Source organism: Sphingobium lactosutens (genome assembly GCF_013393185.1).
In the GTDB taxonomy this organism is placed as follows: Bacteria; Pseudomonadota; Alphaproteobacteria; order Sphingomonadales; family Sphingomonadaceae; genus Sphingobium; species Sphingobium lactosutens_A.
Map to the genome: position 1 here is coordinate 35,469 of NZ_QJQX01000060.1, position 16,845 is coordinate 52,313.

Sequence of the window (16,845 nt, forward strand, 5' to 3'; positions counted from 1 at the left end):
CGAACTCTATTCGTTCGCTCCGGGGCGTGCTCCATAAGCAGCCCAGGACGATGATGCCAAGAAGCCGGCATCGACCGGCAGATTGCACCCGGTAATAGCCGATGCGCTGTCCATCAGCAGAAACTCTATCGCCGACACGACATCGTCAGTCGTCACAAGGCGGCGCAGCGCGGAGCTCGCGATCAGACGTTCCTGATCGAGGACGCCCTGTTCGAAGCCACGCGCTGTCGCCGGCGTTTCGACGAATCCGGGAGAGACGCAATTGACGCGCACCCCATACGGCCCCCATTCCGCCGCAAGCCCTTGCGCCAGATTAAGAACTGCTGCCTTCGCTGGTCCGTACGCATGAAGAGGAGCCGCCTGCATTGCGACAACGGACGAGATCAAAACGATGCTTCCGTGCCCGCGTCGTGCCATACGGCTACCAACACCCGTCGCCATCAGGTAGCTTCCGCGTAAATGCACGTTCGTTATGCGATCCCAGACGCGCATCGTCAGGGATTCCGGGCGGTCCATATTCTGCAGCGGTCCTGCACAATGTACGAAGCGGTCGATAGGACCTAGCGAAGCTTCTATCGTTTCCAAGGTAGCGTCCACAGCTTCATCTACGGAGACATCGAGCAAATAGGCATGCCCCCCCACGGCGGACGCTACATACTGGGCCGCATCAACATTCCTGTCGACGACAACGACAGTCGCCCCTCCATCTGCAAAGCGCGCAGCGGAGGCCGCGCCTATGCCGCTGGCGCCGCCACTAATCAGGATAAGCTCGGATCGCTCTGGTTTGTGCATGGACATTTAAATTGGCTTTCCGGAGGGGGTCTTGCGATTTAGCCTGGGCCGATGGCATCCTCGGTTTGTTTCCAGAACACGCCGAAACGGATGAATTTTTCATACGCGGTAAATACAGCCTCATCAGGCGCATGAACCTTACTGTCGGTATAGCTGTAATGATGGCTCAGGTAATTGCGGGCGCCCAACATGATATGCACTATCACCTCTAGCTCGGCCGGCGAAAAACTCGATCCATCCATACCGCCACGCCGGAGGGCCCGCATGTAATTTTTCGAAACCGAATCTATATGCTGCTGATATCCGACCGGAGCGAAAATTTGCGCTTCATTAAGAATGCGCATGAACTGAGGAACCTCGACGAGAAAGTCGAAAAACGCGCGAAACCTGGCAACCTCCTTTTCGGTTTCTGAAGCGATGCCGCCGATTCGCTCGCCGATGTAGGCGAGCATACGTTCGCCTACCGTGGGAAGCAGTTGATCCAGCAAATCCTGCCGGTTCGGAAAGTGATTATAGAAGGTCCCTTGAGCCACGCCTGCAAGCCGTGTGATCCGGGACACAGAGGCTTCGGCATAACCGTTCTCGCCGACAACTTTAATCGCAGCATCAAACAAGCGCCGCTTCACGAGATCAGACCGCTCCGCACGGGTCAGATTCAACCGGCGGGATTTTCGCGATCCGGGTTGCTTCGTTGCGACCTTCACAGTTGCGGCATTCATGGTAGTCAATGGACGCGTTCCTCACCGAAAATCGCTGGCGACACCCCCCTGATTGTTTCCCGAACGGCCAGTCCGCCCGGCAACCAAAGGGGTGATTACCAACATCTACAGAAGCCGCCGACCACGATCAATAGCATTTGGTGAATCATGAACCACCGAATTCATTTTGCCGGTCTAAAAGACGAATTCTTGAATTTGCGGGGATGCTGTCGCCGCCGGGATTCGTGAGCTTGCGTATAGGCGCTATGCAAAACTAATGTATTGACTGATAGTTCATTAAATGGAATGAGCGAGCTGCGCTGAGCATGGGGCGGAGCGTGAAGAGAGGCATCGACATGACTAAACGAAAGGCGCCGCCCGACCCGATGGAGCTACTGGCGCTTTACCGAATGATGCTGATGGTCCGCAGATCTGAAGAGCGGTTGATGGGCCTCTTTGCCGACGGTGACGTGCCGGGTTTCATCCATCTGGGAATAGGCCAAGAGGCTGTTCCGGTAGGGGTGATGAGCGGGCTTGGTCCGCAAGACACGATAGCCTCGACCCACAGGGGCCACGGCCATGCCCTTGCCAAGGGGTTGTCTCTGGAAGGCTTCTTCGCCGAACTACTGGGGAAGGATACCGGCCTGTGCCGGGGGCGGGGTGGATCTATGCATGTCGCGGACATGTCGACCGGTATGCTTGGCGCCAACGGGATCGTCGGAGCAGGGCTTTCAATAGCGTTGGGCAGTGCGCTTGCGCACAAGACGCTGAACCGTGATTCAATCTCTGTCGCATTCTTTGGCGATGGCGCGCTGGCGGAGGGCCTTGCCCATGAGTGCCTCAACATGGCCGCTCTGCTCAAACTGCCCCTCCTGTTTGTCTGCGAGAACAATGGGTGGAGCGAATTCTCGCCCACCTCCCGGCAAATTGCCTTCACTCTTGAAGGGCTGAGCCAAGCATACGGAATCCCCTATCATTCCGTCGACGGGAACGACGTCGAGGTGGTGGCCGCTTCGGTCGCTCCGCTGATCGCGGGCATCCGTCAGGGCGGAGGGCCCATCGTCGTCGAGTGTCACACAAATCGGGTGAGGGGGCATTTCGAAGGTGACGCTCAGAAATATCGAGACGCTGATGAACTCGCCAGATTGCCTGAGGCCGATCCGCTGAGGGTCGCCGGAAAGCGACTTGCGGATCTCGGCATCAATGCGGCGCACTTGGAACAGGTGGCCGCCGAAGTCGATGAGGCGATCGAAGCCGCCGTCTCACTGGCGCGGCAGTCTGACCTGCCTGTGTTCAGCGCTGCGGCGGCCGACGTTTATACGGTGGAGCAGGTTCTCTAATGGCCATTCTCAGTTTCAGCAGGGCGATCAACAAGGCTCTTTCCGACATGATGGACCTGGATCCTGCTGTCATTCTGCTTGGCGAGGATATCGCGAACGCCGGCGGTTCTTTCGGTGCCACGCGCGGTCTGTTGGACCGCTTTGGGGGTCATCGAGTGATTGATACTCCGATCTCAGAGGCGGCCATCGCGGGCGCGGCGGTGGGCGCTGCCATGAGCGGGTTGCGACCGGTCGTCGAGATCATGTTCATGGATTTCTCGACCCTGGTGATGGACGCGCTCGTGAACCAGGCCGCAAAGGCGCGCTTCATGTTCGGGGCGCAATGTTCGGTCCCGATGGTCCTTCGCACGCCTCACGGGGGAGGTCTTAATGCTGGTCCACAGCACTCCCAGTGCCTCGAGGCGTGGTTTGCACATGTTCCAGGACTAAAGGTCGTGGTGCCCAGTGACGCAGCCAGTGCGTACGCCTTGCTGCGATCGGCGATTGCGGACCCTGATCCGGTGATTTTCGTCGAGAACAAGGCGCTCTACGCCGCTAAGATGGAAGTGCCGGACGACCTAGCGCTTTCGTTGGGGCGTGCCCGCTTGGCGCGACAAGGTAAGGATGCGACCGTTGTGGCCTACGGTGCCGCCGTTCATTGGGCTCTTGAGGCCGCCGCGCGTCTTGCCGAAAAGCAAATTGATATCGAAGTTGTGGATCTCCTTAGTGTCCAGCCTTGGGATGAGGAGATGGTACTCACGTCGCTTGCGAAGACCCATCGCTTGGTGGTCGCGCATGAGGCTGTCGAGGCCTTCGGCGTCGGAGCCGAGATCGTGGCGCGGATGGCTGACATCGGTTTCGATGAACTCGATGGCCCCATCGTCCGCGTCGGGGCGCCATTCATGCCCGTGCCCTTCGCTCGCTCGCTCGAGGAGTCGTTTCGCCCCGATGCGGACCGCATCGTCAACGCTGTCCTTCGCACATTGGAATGATCAACATGTCAGACGAACCTATTTTGTTCGAGCGCCGCGGCGCTGTCGCCCTGCTTACGATCAATCGGCCCAAGACTCTCAATGCTCTTGATCTGCCTACTCTGGGCGCGCTTGAGGCAGCCGTCGACAAGGCCATGGCTGATCCAGAAATACGGGTCCTGCTGTTCACTGGCGCGGGAGAAAGGGCCTTCGTTGCGGGTGGCGATATCGCGGACCTGAATTCGCGCAAGGGCTTGCGCCATTATCTCGAGTTTGCGGAGCGTATTCACCAAGTCTTTCGCAAGATCGAGTCACTCGACAAACCGACAATTGCTGCGATCAATGGCTGGGCGCTTGGGGGTGGCACGGAGCTCTTGATGTGCCTCGATATCCGCATCGCTGCAGAGACGGCGAAATTGGGTCTCCCCGAGATCAATCTGGGCCTCTTCCCGGGCGCGGGAGGGAGTCAGCGGATCATCAGGCAAATGGCGCCATGTAGAGCGAAGGAGCTCATGTTCACCGGGGGCATGATCGATGCCCGTGAGGCTGAGCGGTTCGGACTTCTCAACAAGGTCGTCCCCGCTGATGAATTGTTGTCCAGCGCTCTGACACTTGCGGAAACGATCGCGTCGAAGTCTCCGCTCGTGCTCAAGCTTCTTAAGCGCACGCTGGACGATGGTGGTGAGATGCCGCTGCGCGCAAGCCTCAGGTACGAGCAGGCAATGATTGGGCTTACTCTTGATACCGATGACGCGCATGAGGGATGCGGCGCATTTCTCGAAAAGCGCGCACCGGACTTTCGCGGGGAATAGTCGGTGGCAAACAGCCCCATCATAATGCCCAAGCTCGGTCTCACGATGACTGAGGGTCTGCTTGCCGAATGGAGCGTCGCGCCCGGGGACGAGGTTCGTGCCGGTGACGTGCTCTTTATCGTCGAGACCGACAAAATCTCCACGGAGGTAGAAGCTCGTGGAGACGGTCGCATCATCGAGTTGTTGGTAAAACCCGGGGAGACGGTAGAGGTCGGTGCGACCCTCGCGACCTGGACCGGCGTGGCCCAGCACAGCCTTTCCGACGAGCCCGGCGGGCCGGGAGGGAAGGCGAATGAGCAATCCCAGCACCAGAGCGCAACGCAACAGGTCGCGATCGTCGAATCCGCCAAGGTCGCGCCCGGCCAGGCAGGTTCGAGCGACGATCGCATCGTCGCGACTCCGCTTGCCCGCAGGCTGGCCCGCGACAAGGGAATTTCTCTAACCGCAGTGTCGGGAACGGGGCCTCGTGGGCGAATTCGATCCCAGGATGTGTTGCGCGCGCTGACGGAAGGGGACCGGCCATCAGTCCCCACCGCGCCGGAGGCCCTCGCTCAAGCGCCTGATCCGGGCGCACGGAGCATCGCACGTCGACCAGCAACGGGGTTCGAGAAGACGGTCGCCAAGCGGCTTAGTGAAGCGAAACAGCAGATACCGCATTTCTATGTGGTCGCCGACGCGGATATGACCGACATCTTGGGCGCCCGCGTCGCGCTCAATGCCTCCGGCAGCGCGGCGAAGGTCAGCGTCAATCACCTCATCCTTCTGGCTGTGGGACGCGCCCTGCAACGCCATACCTACATGTCGACCATCTGGGACGACGGCGAGATTGTGACGTTGGGCGGAACGGATGTTGGTTTTGCGGTGGATACGCCCCGTGGCCTCTTCGCCCCCGTTCTTCGTGACGTTGGGCAGATGCGGCTGGATGATCTGACTGCGGCCGCGGAGGCGGCGGCGCGCCGCGCGAAGGATGGAGCGCTGGAGCGCGGCGATCTAGAGGGTGGTGCCATCACTGTATCCAATGTCGGTATGTTTGGCGCTTCGCAATTGATCCCGATCATCAATCCGGGCCAAGCGGCTATCATTGGCGTGGGCGCCAGCAAGCCGCAGTTCTTGCCCGACGATGCGGGCGCGCCGCAACTCCGCCAGATCACGACCTTTTCCCTCTCAGGCGACCATCGTGTCCTCGACGGAGTGAAATGCGCTAAATTTCTCAACGATGTGGTCAAGCTCCTAGAGCATCCGCTCGACCTTCTACGCTAGACGATAGGAAGAACATGCAATTCGAACGTTCCGATGAACAGAATATGATCGTCGAAACCGCGCGACGGGTTGGCGAGAAATTTGGCTTGGATTATTGGCGGGAGATTGATGCCTCCAAGACCTATCCGACCGAGTTGTGGCAGGAAATCTGCAACGCGGGAATCTGCTCCATCGCTATTCCTGAAGCGGATGGTGGGGCGGGCCTCGGCATGCTCGAGATGGCAATGGCGGTGGAAACACTCTGCGCTGCGGGCGGAGGGTCTACCCTCAGCCAGCTCTTCATGGTCAACCCGATTTTCGGCGGCGTAACGCTGAGCAAATATGGATCCGCGCAGCAAAAGCGTCTGCTGAGCGGAATTATGGATGGTTCTGTCACCTTCTGCATGGCGCTGACCGAACCGGATGCTGGAAGCAATTCCCTATCCATATCGACCTTCGCCTCGTCATGCGCTTCAGGTTGGAAGCTCAACGGCCGAAAAATCTGGATAACCTCCGTGCCGCAATCGACGAAAATTCTTGTCGTCGCTCGTACCAAGCGTCCCGATGAGGTCGAACGAAAGACAGACGGCATCAGCCTTTTCATGATCGACAGCGATCGTAAGGGGATCGAACACGCGCCTATCGACAAGGCCGGCACGCGTGCGCTGCCGTCGAGCACGATATTTTTCGATGACGTGGAAATACGTTCCGACGAACTGATCGGCACCCTCGATAAAGGGTGGCATCAACTTCTCGATACGCTTAACACAGAACGGATGGTTACGACAGCCGGCCTCCTGGGCACTGCGGATCTCGCGGTTCGGCTCGCCGTAGATTATGCCAAGGAGCGCAAGGTGTTCAGAGGCGTGCCGATCGGATCCTATCAGGCACTGCAATTTCCCCTCGCGGAGGCGCATATCCAGGCGCAGTGCGCCCGCCTGATGAACTACAAGGCCGCGAGCCTGCATGATCGTGGGCTGGCTTGTGGGAGCGAGGCCAATCAGGCGAAATGGCTGGCGGGGCATGCTGCGGGTCAGGCGACCGATCGCGCCCTGCAGACCCTGGGCGGCATGGGTTACTCCAAGGAATATCATATCGAGCGTCTCTGGCGCGACGCGCGCCTCTTCAGGCTTGCACCGGTGTCCGAGGAGATGGTGCTCAACTTCGTTGCGCAGCATGATCTTGGCTTGCCTCGGTCCTATTAGGGCGCGTCTGGAATCTCTAGCGATCATAATCAAGCCTTTCGACGACAGGCCAGCGTTCCCGACAAGGCGTTCTTCGACGACGGAGCCCGCCCGCAAATAGGGAGTGGGCGACAACCCGAAGAAATTGGCTGCCGGCATGCCGAGACTGGGTTAATGTGGTCGACATGATGTCAGAGCCATCCGCATTGCGGCAGAAGGAACTGGGCAGCTTTTTACGATCCCGTCGTGAGCGGCTAAAGCCGTCTGCAACGGCTGTATCGGTTGGGGATCGGCGCCGCACGCCAGGAATGCGGCGTGAAGAGGTAGCCGCAATCGCTGGAGTAGGCGTAAGTTGGTACACTTGGCTCGAGCAAGGTCGCCCGATCCAGGTGTCCGCCGAGGTGCTGCGACGGGTATCGCGGGCGTTGCAGCTCAATCAGGACGAGATACGGCACGTCTTCCGTCTGGCGGGATATGGTGCGCCGGAGGAGCCTGCTGCGATAGCCACGACCGTCAACCCGACGCTACAGCGGGTCCTGGACAGTCTCGATTATGTTCCGGCCTATGTTCACAATGCACGTTGGGATCGTATAGCCTGGAACGACGCAGCCCTCGCGCTGATGGGCGACTTTTCCCGCGACCCACCGGAAGAGCGCAATACGGTGTGGCGCACCTTCCTCAGCCCTGAGGTTCGAGCGTATACGAAAGACTGGGAACATGTGGCGCGGATCGTCATCGCCGAATTCAACGCCTCGGTGAGCCAGCAGTTCGACGACCCCTGGTTCAGGCAATTTGTCGAACGGCTATCGGCTCGATCGGCTGAATTCCGGGAATGGAGCCTGCAACGGGAAGTTATTGCCCGGCGGGAGGAGCGTACCTGGATCATACATGATCTTGTTGGCGAGCTCAGTCTGGAGCGGTCGATCTTCCAGATACCCTATGATTTGAGTCTCAGTCTGGTGATGTTCACTCCGCTGGATGCTGACGATACTCCCACTCGCCTGCGGCGGGCCGTGGACGCATTTCGGGCGGCACGAATGGAGTGATGCGGCGGCATCCGGATAGCGCCAATCCAGAGCAGGAATGTGTACGGATTGTGCTGATATGGCTTAGTGACCCGAAGCTGAAGTTCGTCGTGCTGCTGCGCTTGCGTGCTGCAATGAGGCGTACTTAAATCCACCGTACTAGGACTGGCACGCACGATGCCTGGTCACTGCGTTCCGATAGGCTTCATAAAGGAAAAGATGGTCAATGCCGCTCGTGTAGGCGCCCGCGTCATCATACCCGAGTCCAGCAGGAGCCAGGGCAAGAATGCCCTTTTGCTTGCAGGCCGCATAAATGCGCGCCCAGGCTTGCGTGAGCAGCGCGTTGCCGGGAAATAGATCAGTTCCAAGCTCGTTGGCCATGTCGCCCGGTCCGAAGAATAGCCCATCAACCCCTTCAACAGCGGCAATTTCGTCAACATGATCGAGCCCATCGCGGGTCTCGATCATCGGAAACAGCAAAGTCGCGGCGTTACGCCGCGCCATGCGAGCACCAAAGTCAGACGGATCATATTTCCCGTCATAGCAGGCAAAACTCATCCCTCGCGATCCCGCAGGGGCATATCGGCAGGCCTGCGCGAGGCGTTCAGCCTCGGCCGCGGTATCGACATGGGGAACCACAAGCCCAGTCGCACCGATGTCGAGGAAGGACTGGAGTGTGGCGCTCTGGGCGTCAAGCGTCTTGACGAGCAGCGCGCACCGGGACGCCTTTGCCGCGCGGACATGGTTGATCATCATGGCCCTGTCGATACCGACATGTTCGCTTTCGACCACGACGAAATCAAAGCCCGCCCTTGCCGCTATCTCAACCGAGGTGGGATCGATCGAGCAAATGAATGTGCCTAGGGGAGACCGGTCGGTTTGTCGTGGGTTCAGGAGCGCGCTTGATTGGTCGAGCGATAGCATTAATTCTCTCCCCGCTTCTGGCCGGTACCGGGGGACTTGGGTCCGCCGGCAACCGGGGCTAAACCAACGACGGTCGCTCGGTATGAATCGAGCGATACGAGGTAGAACATGCGCACCGAGCGCGTCTTCAACCGCCATCTCCCGTCTTCGCGCGCATACACATCGTCATAATGATAGGCACCAACTTCCGGAACGCCGGCCCGGATGAACTCGACATGCCCCCCGTTTGTGCCGGTTGCCAGATCATCATCCTGCGTGTCCGGCGTAATCGAGATCTGGTGTACGACATGATATTGGAACGTGCCGGGCGGAGACATTCTGTTGAAGAAGGCGACAATATCTTCCCGCCCTCTGACCGACAGCACACCGTCCGATGAACGAAACTCACCGTCGCGGCAAAAAAGCGACGCAAGATCCTCGAAGCGCAACTCGTCTGCGGCGAATACATAGTGCGCCAGTAACTCCTCAATCTCGATACGGTCTTCGATCCTCCGCAGTCGATCTTCTGTTCTGTCTGCCACATCCACCTCTCTTGACGACATCCTATCAGGCATGCCGGCCCGCATCTGCCCAGCGGTCCGAACAGCGTCGCACGATCTTCGACTGATTGAAACCGTGAACCAGTGAATCTGACGATTCATGTCTGTTCTGGCGCAGCGCTGTCTTCTATCCGTCTGCCTTGAGCCGTCAACTGTCATATGCAGCGGCAAAAATGAATTATCAATCAGATCTGAGAAACCTTCATGATCATGTGGTGGTTCTTTGTCGGCCCGGCGACAAGGCGTTAGGAGATGGCCGGATTGAACCGCCAATTGGTGAAAACGCCCCGCTGAACGATCCGTTCGTATAAGAGCGCAATCGAGTCATAATCCTCCCGGAGATCCGTCGAGGTCGATTCGAGGATCGAGGAAAGCCGGAAACCGATGACGATGTGAGCCAGCAATGACTGATCGAGAAGAACTTGGGGTGAGTTGCTGTTGGCATGGCGACGTAGATAAGACAGATAACTGATGTGAATGAGATTTCGATATTTTCTAAAGGCCGTCGGAGCAAAAACGGCGGATTGCGTAAATATATTGATGAACTCAGGATTACCGATAACATATATAATAAAGGACTCGAATCTTTCTCCTTCACGCTCTAGACCCTGATGCGCGTCGTTTGACTGAGAATCGACATAGCTCAACATTTTTTGAGTCGAAAATGGAAGAAGGTTGTCGAACACATCCTGAATGTTGGCAAATGCCTTATAAAAAGTGGTTTTCGACATGCTCGCATGTTTAACGATTTCCGATATGGAGCAATCTTCATAACCGACCTTGCCCACGATTTTTTCTGCGGCTGACAGGATCCGCAGTTGGAGCCGATCATAGGCGATGCCGGCGGCAGAAGGCTCGGGCGGCTGTGCAGACTGGAAACTAACCAGATTAAGCTTGGTGATCACGTTGAAAAGGCCTGCTTCCACGAACATCCCATAAAGGGTGATGAGACGCTCGCACGTTGCTTCATCAATGCTGGGATCATCGGCGCAAACGGAAGCCAGATAGTTGCTCGCTTCCATGATCGTCCGGATCGTCGCCTGCATGTCGGCCAGATTGTCGTCCCAATCGTCGGACAAAGGGCGCATGAACTGAATATAGTGTTCGACGAAGTCCCGACCATATTTTCGATATGACGATGGAATGAATACGCGGCACTCCGCGCATATGCGCCGATAATGTGGATGAATTTGGCTAAACCTTAGGAAGCGACGCAAGCGCTCCTTTTCTCTGTCATGCTCGCTGCCGGACAGCACGAGGTTGCTGTTGACATATCCAAACATCTTTCTGGAAATGAATGGTAGGATGCGGCGCAGAATGTCGGTCTTGTCTGCAAAATGATTGTAGAAGGTGCCATGGGAAAGTCCGCTGCGCTGGGCGATGTGATCGATCGTCGTACCGATAAATCCCCGTTCACCGATCAGACTGATCGCCGCATCCAACAGTCGTTCTACAATTATATGGGCCTGGTCGCGGCGCGCGATGCGACTCATATCGTCATCCCATCGTATCGCCCGCCTCGATCAGCTCCCGGTTGGAGAGCGAGGACAGACGTCATAGAAATGCAGTTTGTTGACTCTACTGGCATAGGATAAAACCGTGCTATATCAGATATATGCCGCACATTTTCCCAATATTCAATGGGCATATAATGACTTTTATGTATCATGTCCCGGCGATCTGATTGACCTTCGTGAGGTCGGGTCGTAGCCTTTTTGCATACCCGAACAACGGTGTCTGAAGGAGAGCTCGGATGTTTGCGACGCGGCCCATTCCCAACCGCTATGGCACAATCGGCATTGAACTTGAGGGGCTCGATCCCTCGACTCTGGGTCAGCCAGAGGTCCGCAAGGCTTTGTGGGATCTATTCATTGAGCATGGGCTGATCGTCTTCCGCGGTCTTGAGGGCCGCGATGTCCAGGTTAATCTCAGTAACGTCTTCGGCAAGACAGTCGAGCATCGCGCAAAGCCGAAGAATGAGTCGGACGGTGAAGTCATTCGAATCCGCTACGCGGAGGATATGGGTATCATCTGCGATGTTCATGGCGAACGCATCGGTGGCTGGCTGCCCTGGCATTCCGATCTCATCTATGTCGATCAGATCAATAGAGGCGGTATTCTCCGTCCTGTCATTTTCCCAGAAACGGGCGGCGAAACCGGATTCATCGATCAAATCCAGATCTATGAAGCTCTCCCGGAAGAGCTCAAGAGGCGGATTGAAGGGCTGTGGGTCCTATATAAATGGAATCTCGACTTCAACGAGATGCGATTTGGCAATCCCGATCAGGTCAAAATCACCCAATGGAATCCCTTCTGGGTGGAAATGCAATCGAGGACCCCGCAATATCCGCTCGTTGCGCATCCGATGACGTACAAGCAGCAGGAGACCGGCCGGACAGTTCTCAATGTCTCGCCATGGTTTGCGGTGGGCATCGAGGGTATGCGGAACGAGGAAGGCGACGCCTTGCTCAAGGAAGTTATTGACCACTGCATCGATGAGCGGTTTGCCTATTATCATCGCTACAGCCAGGGCGACATGGTGTTGTGGGACAATTGGCGCATCCTTCACCGAAGCCCGGGCGTGCCTGTCGATCAAATACGCGAACTGGAACGCACCACCATCGATGGCGACTACGCGTTCGGCCGCATCGCTGAAGATGGCGCGGCCATCGACGACAAGTTGCGCGTCAGCGTCTGAAGCTTAATAGTATCCGGAGAGCACATATGGCATCCACAGCGGATAATCTGCATCGCGCCGACGAGATCAAGGTGCGGCCCCTGCCGCGTTTTGGTGTCGAGGTCGAAGGCGTTGATATCAGTCAGCCGTTGAATCAGTCGGCAAGAAACAAGATCCTCTACCTTGCCGATAACGAACTTCTTCTGGTCTTCAGAAACCAGCCACTGAACGAAGATCAGTTCGTCGCCTTTTCGGAGGCCTTGGGCAACCTTATTCCGGTGCCCGAAGAGCGGCTGCGTTCTTTGACGAATCCGCTCGTGCATCGCATTGGCAATGTCGGCAAGGCCGGGGAAACGCTTCTGGACGATGATCCGGAAACGCAGGTCACCTACGCCGCCGAGTTGTGGCATAGCGACGGATCCTACAAGCCGGTTCCTAATTATCTGACTGCGCTGACGACCGTCGAAGTTCCGCCGGTGGGAGGTGGCACGATGTTCGCCTCGATGGTTGCCGCGTATGAGGCGTTGCCCCAGGAACGAAAGGCGTTCCTGGCCGACAAGGCCATGGAGCATCCCTATCCAGGCAACAGCAAGAAGGTGAAGGACTGGGAAGGTGTCCGGCACGAAGTTGTCGCTCACCCAATTGTACGCGAACTTCCCAACGGCAAACGCGCACTATTCTTCTCGCCATGGGGCGGGGGTATTGTCGGCATGTCCGAGGAAAAGGGACGAGCGCTCCTCAAAGAGTTGCTTGATTTCTCGACCGGCCCAGAGTTCGTTCACGAACATTCATGGCGGCCGGGCGACACAGTGCTCTGGAACAATCGAGGCTTACTTCATGCTGGCAGCGGGTGGGATCGCAAGAAGTATCGCCGGCTGCTGCTTCGCACTGAATTCTCCGGTTGAGGCGTTGCGTCGCACGGTTGCACGAGCGATTCAATCGGATAGTCCAACGGCGCGATCATCATCCGTGATGGCGCTAGAGGGTTCATTATCGCACTATCGCTGGAGAGACCGCCGGCCAGAGATTTGAGCGACCGAACAATAATGCGGTCACAGAGCTGCAAGAAAAATGGGAGGATAAAATGACGGGCATAAACGCACATGTGCGGCTAAGCGCTAGCGCGCTGGCAGTAGCCGTATCGATCATGACGATGAGCGCCAGCGAACTGCGGGCGCAGACTGCGGCAGGGGCGGGCAACGAAAGTCACGATATCGTCGTAACCGCGAGAAAGCGCGCAGAAGCGTTGACCGACGTCCCGGTGGCGGTGTCCGTATTGGGTTCCGCTGACATCAATCGTTACGCTGCTGCTGATCTGGAGAAGATCAGCGGGCTGGCGCCGCAGGTGTCCGTGACGCGTGGACAGAGCGGGGGCGGCGCCAATATTTCGATCCGCGGCCTCGGATCGGGATCTGGCGACCAAGCGCTTGAGCAGACGGTCTCGATCAATCTCGACGGCGTTCAGGTCGGCCGCGGCCGTATCCTGTCGACTGGCATGTTCGACTTGCAGCAGGTAGAGGTATTGAAGGGGCCGCAGGCGCTTTATTTCGGCAAGAACAGCCCTGCTGGCGTCATTTCTCTCACCTCCCAGGGTCCGACGGACAGCTTGTCGGGATATGTGCGTAGCGGCTATGAATTCGTAGCGGACGAAGCATTTCTCGAGGGCGCGATATCCGGCCCGATCACGAACAACATCAAGGCGCGTTTGGCGCTTCGCGGGCGCTATATGAAAGGCTATCTCGTCAACACGGCTGAAGCTGGGCCCAATCCCGGTGATCCGCGCTATCCGGCGTCGGGCGCATATCGAAAGCGGGAGCCACGGACGAAGGACTTGATTGGCCGACTGACGGTCGAATATGATCCCGGTCCCGACACGAACATCACCTTGCGCGTGCTTGGCAGTACTGGTGATGAAGGCGGTTTCACCAACACGGCTCAAGCCATATGCTTCACCAATCCGCCCGTGCTAACCACCGGAGGAGTAGTCAATCCTGGAAGCGAGTGCAAACTCGACCGGTATTTCCAGTCCGGTGGATTGCCTGAGGGCTTCCCGCTTGATGGCTTTCCGCACGCCAAATCGGATGGCCGCCCCTTCCAGACCACCAATACCTGGTTGCCGTCTCTAACCATAAACCATGATTTCGGGCAAGTGTCGCTGACATCCGTCACCGGCTATTTCGACATGGATTTCAAGGGAGCAGGCAATTCCAGCTACACCTCCTTGGGCCTCATCTATTCCACAATCGGAGAGCATTCGAAGCAGTTCAGTCAGGAGTTGCGTCTCAATAGCGATTTTGATGGGCCACTCAACTTCACATTTGGTGGCTATTACGCACACAATAGCATGACTGGCTACGTCGCGTCCGCGCAAATCTTCCGGAAGATCGTTCCCGATCCAGCAACCGGTTACTCCATGACGTTCTCGCGCGCAACGAGCTCGAGCGGGGACACCTATTCTGGCTTCGGTCAGCTTCGCTGGAATATCTTCCCCAATGTCGAGCTTGCCGGCGGCGTGCGTTATACGCGGGAGCATAAGGAAGCTTCGACCGGCAACGTTTATGTGCATCCCAACGCAGCCAATATTTTCGCACCTGCGGGCCTCTTCCTGTCCAACTCCCGCACCGAGAGTAATTGGTCGCCCGAATTTACCGCGACCTGGCATCCGGTTCGCGGTCAGACGCTCTATGCAGCCTATAAAACCGGGTATAAGGCGGGAGGAATTTCGCAGCCATCGGTTGTGACGCTGAATTTCAACAAAGACAATCTTCTATTCAACCCTGAACGTACAAAGGGAGGGGAAGTGGGGTATAAGGCCGAGTTGATGAACGGCAGACTCCGCTTCGATCTGACGGGCTATTATTACAAAATTCGCGATCTGCAGGTGGTGGCGTTGATAGCCTCAAACTCCAGTTCCTTCCTTACCAATGCGGGCGTTGCCCGTACGCAGGGCATTGAATCGTCCGTGAACTGGACCATCTCCGATGCCTTCAGCCTGCGATCATCGATCGGTTACAATGACGCCAAATATCTCAGCTTTGCAAATTCGCCATGTTATCCCTTCCAGACTGCAGCGCTGGGATGCGTCGGCGGTCAACAGGACTTGAGCGGGCGTCAGCTGGTACGCGCACCCAAATGGAATATCCTGGGAGGTGGCACCTTCACCTATCCGATTGGCTCAGACATGGAGTTTACTGCGACTGCGGACGTCAAGTATACCAGCAGCTTCTTCACTCAGGACAATGAGCATCCACTGTCGCGCCAGTCTGCCTACACTCTGATCGATGCGAGCGCGCGGATTGAAATTCCTTCAAAGGGGCTTGAATTCGCCGTGGTCGGGCGCAACCTCACGAACCGCTATTATCGGGTGGTGCAGATCGACACAACGATCGGCGGCCAGAACCAGTTCGGCGCCTTCTCGACTCGTCCTCGGGAAATATCGATCCAGGCGAGCTACAAGTTTTAGGCGGATCGGTCCGGCTTGCTCTTCATGAGGGCAGGCCGGCCGGATGATGCATCGGTTTCTGGATCAGTCAGCGAGAGGAACGCCCTGGACTTGTAACGGTTTTGTGCCGGTCACTTGAGAGTTTAAGGCTCATTCAAGGAGACCGACGAGATGATCAAGCATAGCGAAGAGTTCAAGCAGGAGGCGGTGCGCATTGCGCTGACCAGCGGGTTGCCGCGCGAACGGGTCGCGTCGGATTTGGGGATCGGCAAATCGACGCTGAACAAATGGGTGTCGCACTATCGCCCCTCGGATCTGGTGGCAGCGCCGCAGGCAGATCTGGCTCGAGAGAATGAACGGCTTCGTTTGGAGAACCGTATCCTCAGGGAGGAGAGGGAAGTCCTAAAAAAGGCCACTCAGTTCTTTGCGAGCCAAAGGTCGTGAGGTTCGCCTTTGTGCATAGCTGGCGGCACCGTTGGCCAGTGGAGTTGATGTGCCGTGTCCTACAGGTGAGTGAGCGCGGCTATCGGTCCTGGCGGTCGCGCCCGATCAGCCATCGGGAACGGACAGACATGAGGGTGCTGGCCCATATCCGGGAGCAATATAGTCTGAGCCTTGGCAGTTATGGTCGCCCCAGGATGACGATGGAGCTCAAGGAAGCAGGGCTCGACGTTGGCGAGCGCCGGGTTGGCCGCCTCATGCGGATCAACGGGATCAAGCCAGTCCGCACACGCAAGCACAAGGTCACGACGGACAGCCACCATCGCCTGGGTGTCGCGGCGAACTGGCTAGACGGAGATTTTGCGGCCGATGCGCCCAACCGGAAATGGGCGGGCGACATCACCTATGTCTGGACATCGGAAGGCTGGCTCTACCTTGCCGTCATCCTCGACCTGCACAGCCGTCGTGTTGTTGGCTGGGCTGTCAGCGATAGGATGAAGAAGGATCTGGCGATCCGGGCGTTGGATAGGGACTGTCAGGAATTTCGTGTGCGGCGAGGCATAATGGGCAACAAGGAGACCCAGTATGTCACGACGCAAAGAACCCTCGATACCGAACGACATTCTCGACCAACTGCTGGCCGGCACTGACGCAGCAGCAGCGCTCAGCCAGGGCGGCCTGCTCGATACATTGAAGAAGGCATTTGCCGAACGGGCGCTCAATGCGGAGATGGATCACCATCTTGGCCAGGAGGAGCAAGGGACCAACAGCCGGAACGGCTA

The 16,845-nt window shown here is 57.5% G+C and carries 14 protein-coding genes and 2 pseudogenes; 11 read left to right on the top strand and 5 right to left on the bottom strand.

Annotated features, from left to right (window positions below; all coding sequences use genetic code 11):
- Positions 1-6: 6 nt before the first annotated feature.
- Together DM806_RS17535 and DM806_RS17540 are read right to left on the bottom strand one after the other, a co-directional pair.
- The gene (locus DM806_RS17535) at positions 7-798 is read right to left on the bottom strand and encodes an SDR family NAD(P)-dependent oxidoreductase (RefSeq protein ID WP_179044468.1); all 792 of its coding nucleotides are present in this window, start codon (positions 796-798) and stop codon (positions 7-9) included.
- Positions 799-830: 32 nt separating this feature from the next.
- Positions 831-1,511, bottom strand: a complete 681-nt coding sequence (locus tag DM806_RS17540; RefSeq protein ID WP_179044484.1) for a TetR/AcrR family transcriptional regulator — start codon at positions 1,509-1,511, stop codon at positions 831-833.
- Positions 1,512-1,828: 317 nt separating this feature from the next.
- On the opposite strand from DM806_RS17540, the gene DM806_RS17545 reads away from it, so the two are divergent.
- From DM806_RS17545 to DM806_RS17570, 6 genes are all read left to right on the top strand, one after another.
- On the top strand, positions 1,829-2,830 hold the full coding sequence (locus DM806_RS17545; protein WP_372859605.1) for a thiamine pyrophosphate-dependent dehydrogenase E1 component subunit alpha: 1,002 nt from the start codon (positions 1,829-1,831) through the stop codon (positions 2,828-2,830).
- Positions 2,830-3,801: an alpha-ketoacid dehydrogenase subunit beta gene (locus tag DM806_RS17550; RefSeq protein WP_179044469.1), complete on the top strand. Its 972-nt coding sequence runs from the start codon at positions 2,830-2,832 to the stop codon at positions 3,799-3,801. Before DM806_RS17545 ends, DM806_RS17550 begins: the two co-directional genes overlap by 1 nt.
- 5 nt (positions 3,802-3,806) lie before the next feature.
- Positions 3,807-4,592 carry an enoyl-CoA hydratase/isomerase family protein gene (locus tag DM806_RS17555; protein ID WP_179044470.1) on the top strand — a complete coding sequence of 262 codons (786 nt, stop codon included), beginning with the start codon at positions 3,807-3,809 and terminating at the stop codon, positions 4,590-4,592.
- A gap of 24 nt (positions 4,593-4,616) precedes the next feature.
- Positions 4,617-5,852, top strand: coding sequence for a dihydrolipoamide acetyltransferase family protein (locus DM806_RS17560; RefSeq protein ID WP_218647545.1), 1,236 nt, complete (start codon positions 4,617-4,619; stop codon positions 5,850-5,852).
- 14 nt (positions 5,853-5,866) lie between these two features.
- Positions 5,867-7,036 carry an acyl-CoA dehydrogenase family protein gene (locus tag DM806_RS17565; RefSeq protein WP_179044472.1) on the top strand — a complete coding sequence of 390 codons (1,170 nt, stop codon included), beginning with the start codon at positions 5,867-5,869 and terminating at the stop codon, positions 7,034-7,036.
- Positions 7,037-7,200: 164 nt separating this feature from the next.
- Complete coding sequence (locus tag DM806_RS17570; protein WP_256869363.1) at positions 7,201-8,061, top strand: helix-turn-helix transcriptional regulator; 861 nt, start codon at positions 7,201-7,203, stop codon at positions 8,059-8,061.
- Positions 8,062-8,199: 138 nt separating this feature from the next.
- On the opposite strand, the gene DM806_RS17575 is transcribed toward DM806_RS17570, so the two are convergent.
- The 3 genes from DM806_RS17575 to DM806_RS17585 all read right to left on the bottom strand — a co-directional run bounded on the left by DM806_RS17575 (position 8,200) and on the right by DM806_RS17585 (position 10,996).
- Positions 8,200-8,964 carry an HpcH/HpaI aldolase family protein gene (locus DM806_RS17575; RefSeq protein ID WP_179044474.1) on the bottom strand — a complete coding sequence of 255 codons (765 nt, stop codon included), beginning with the start codon at positions 8,962-8,964 and terminating at the stop codon, positions 8,200-8,202.
- Entirely contained in the window at positions 8,964-9,485 is a 522-nt protein-coding gene (locus tag DM806_RS17580; protein WP_179044475.1) for a nuclear transport factor 2 family protein, read from the bottom strand. Before DM806_RS17580 ends, DM806_RS17575 begins: the two co-directional genes overlap by 1 nt.
- A 263-nt stretch (positions 9,486-9,748) precedes the next feature.
- A complete protein-coding gene (locus tag DM806_RS17585; RefSeq protein ID WP_179044476.1) occupies positions 9,749-10,996 on the bottom strand; it encodes a TetR/AcrR family transcriptional regulator in 1,248 nt (415 codons plus the stop codon).
- A gap of 260 nt (positions 10,997-11,256) precedes the next feature.
- Between DM806_RS17585 and DM806_RS17590 the strand changes: the two genes are divergently transcribed.
- The 5 genes and pseudogenes from DM806_RS17590 to DM806_RS17610 all read left to right on the top strand — a co-directional run.
- Positions 11,257-12,201 carry a TauD/TfdA dioxygenase family protein gene (locus DM806_RS17590; RefSeq protein ID WP_179044477.1) on the top strand — a complete coding sequence of 315 codons (945 nt, stop codon included), beginning with the start codon at positions 11,257-11,259 and terminating at the stop codon, positions 12,199-12,201.
- Positions 12,202-12,227: 26 nt separating this feature from the next.
- Positions 12,228-13,085, top strand: a complete 858-nt coding sequence (locus DM806_RS17595) for a TauD/TfdA dioxygenase family protein (protein WP_179044478.1) — start codon at positions 12,228-12,230, stop codon at positions 13,083-13,085.
- Positions 13,086-13,264: 179 nt separating this feature from the next.
- Positions 13,265-15,643, top strand: a complete 2,379-nt coding sequence (locus DM806_RS17600) for a TonB-dependent receptor (protein ID WP_179044479.1) — start codon at positions 13,265-13,267, stop codon at positions 15,641-15,643.
- A 150-nt stretch (positions 15,644-15,793) separates the two neighbouring features.
- Positions 15,794-16,587: pseudogene (locus tag DM806_RS27340) on the top strand (IS3 family transposase); the annotation flags it as partial.
- Between the two features lie 61 nt (positions 16,588-16,648).
- Positions 16,649-16,845: pseudogene (locus DM806_RS17610) on the top strand (IS256 family transposase); the annotation flags it as partial.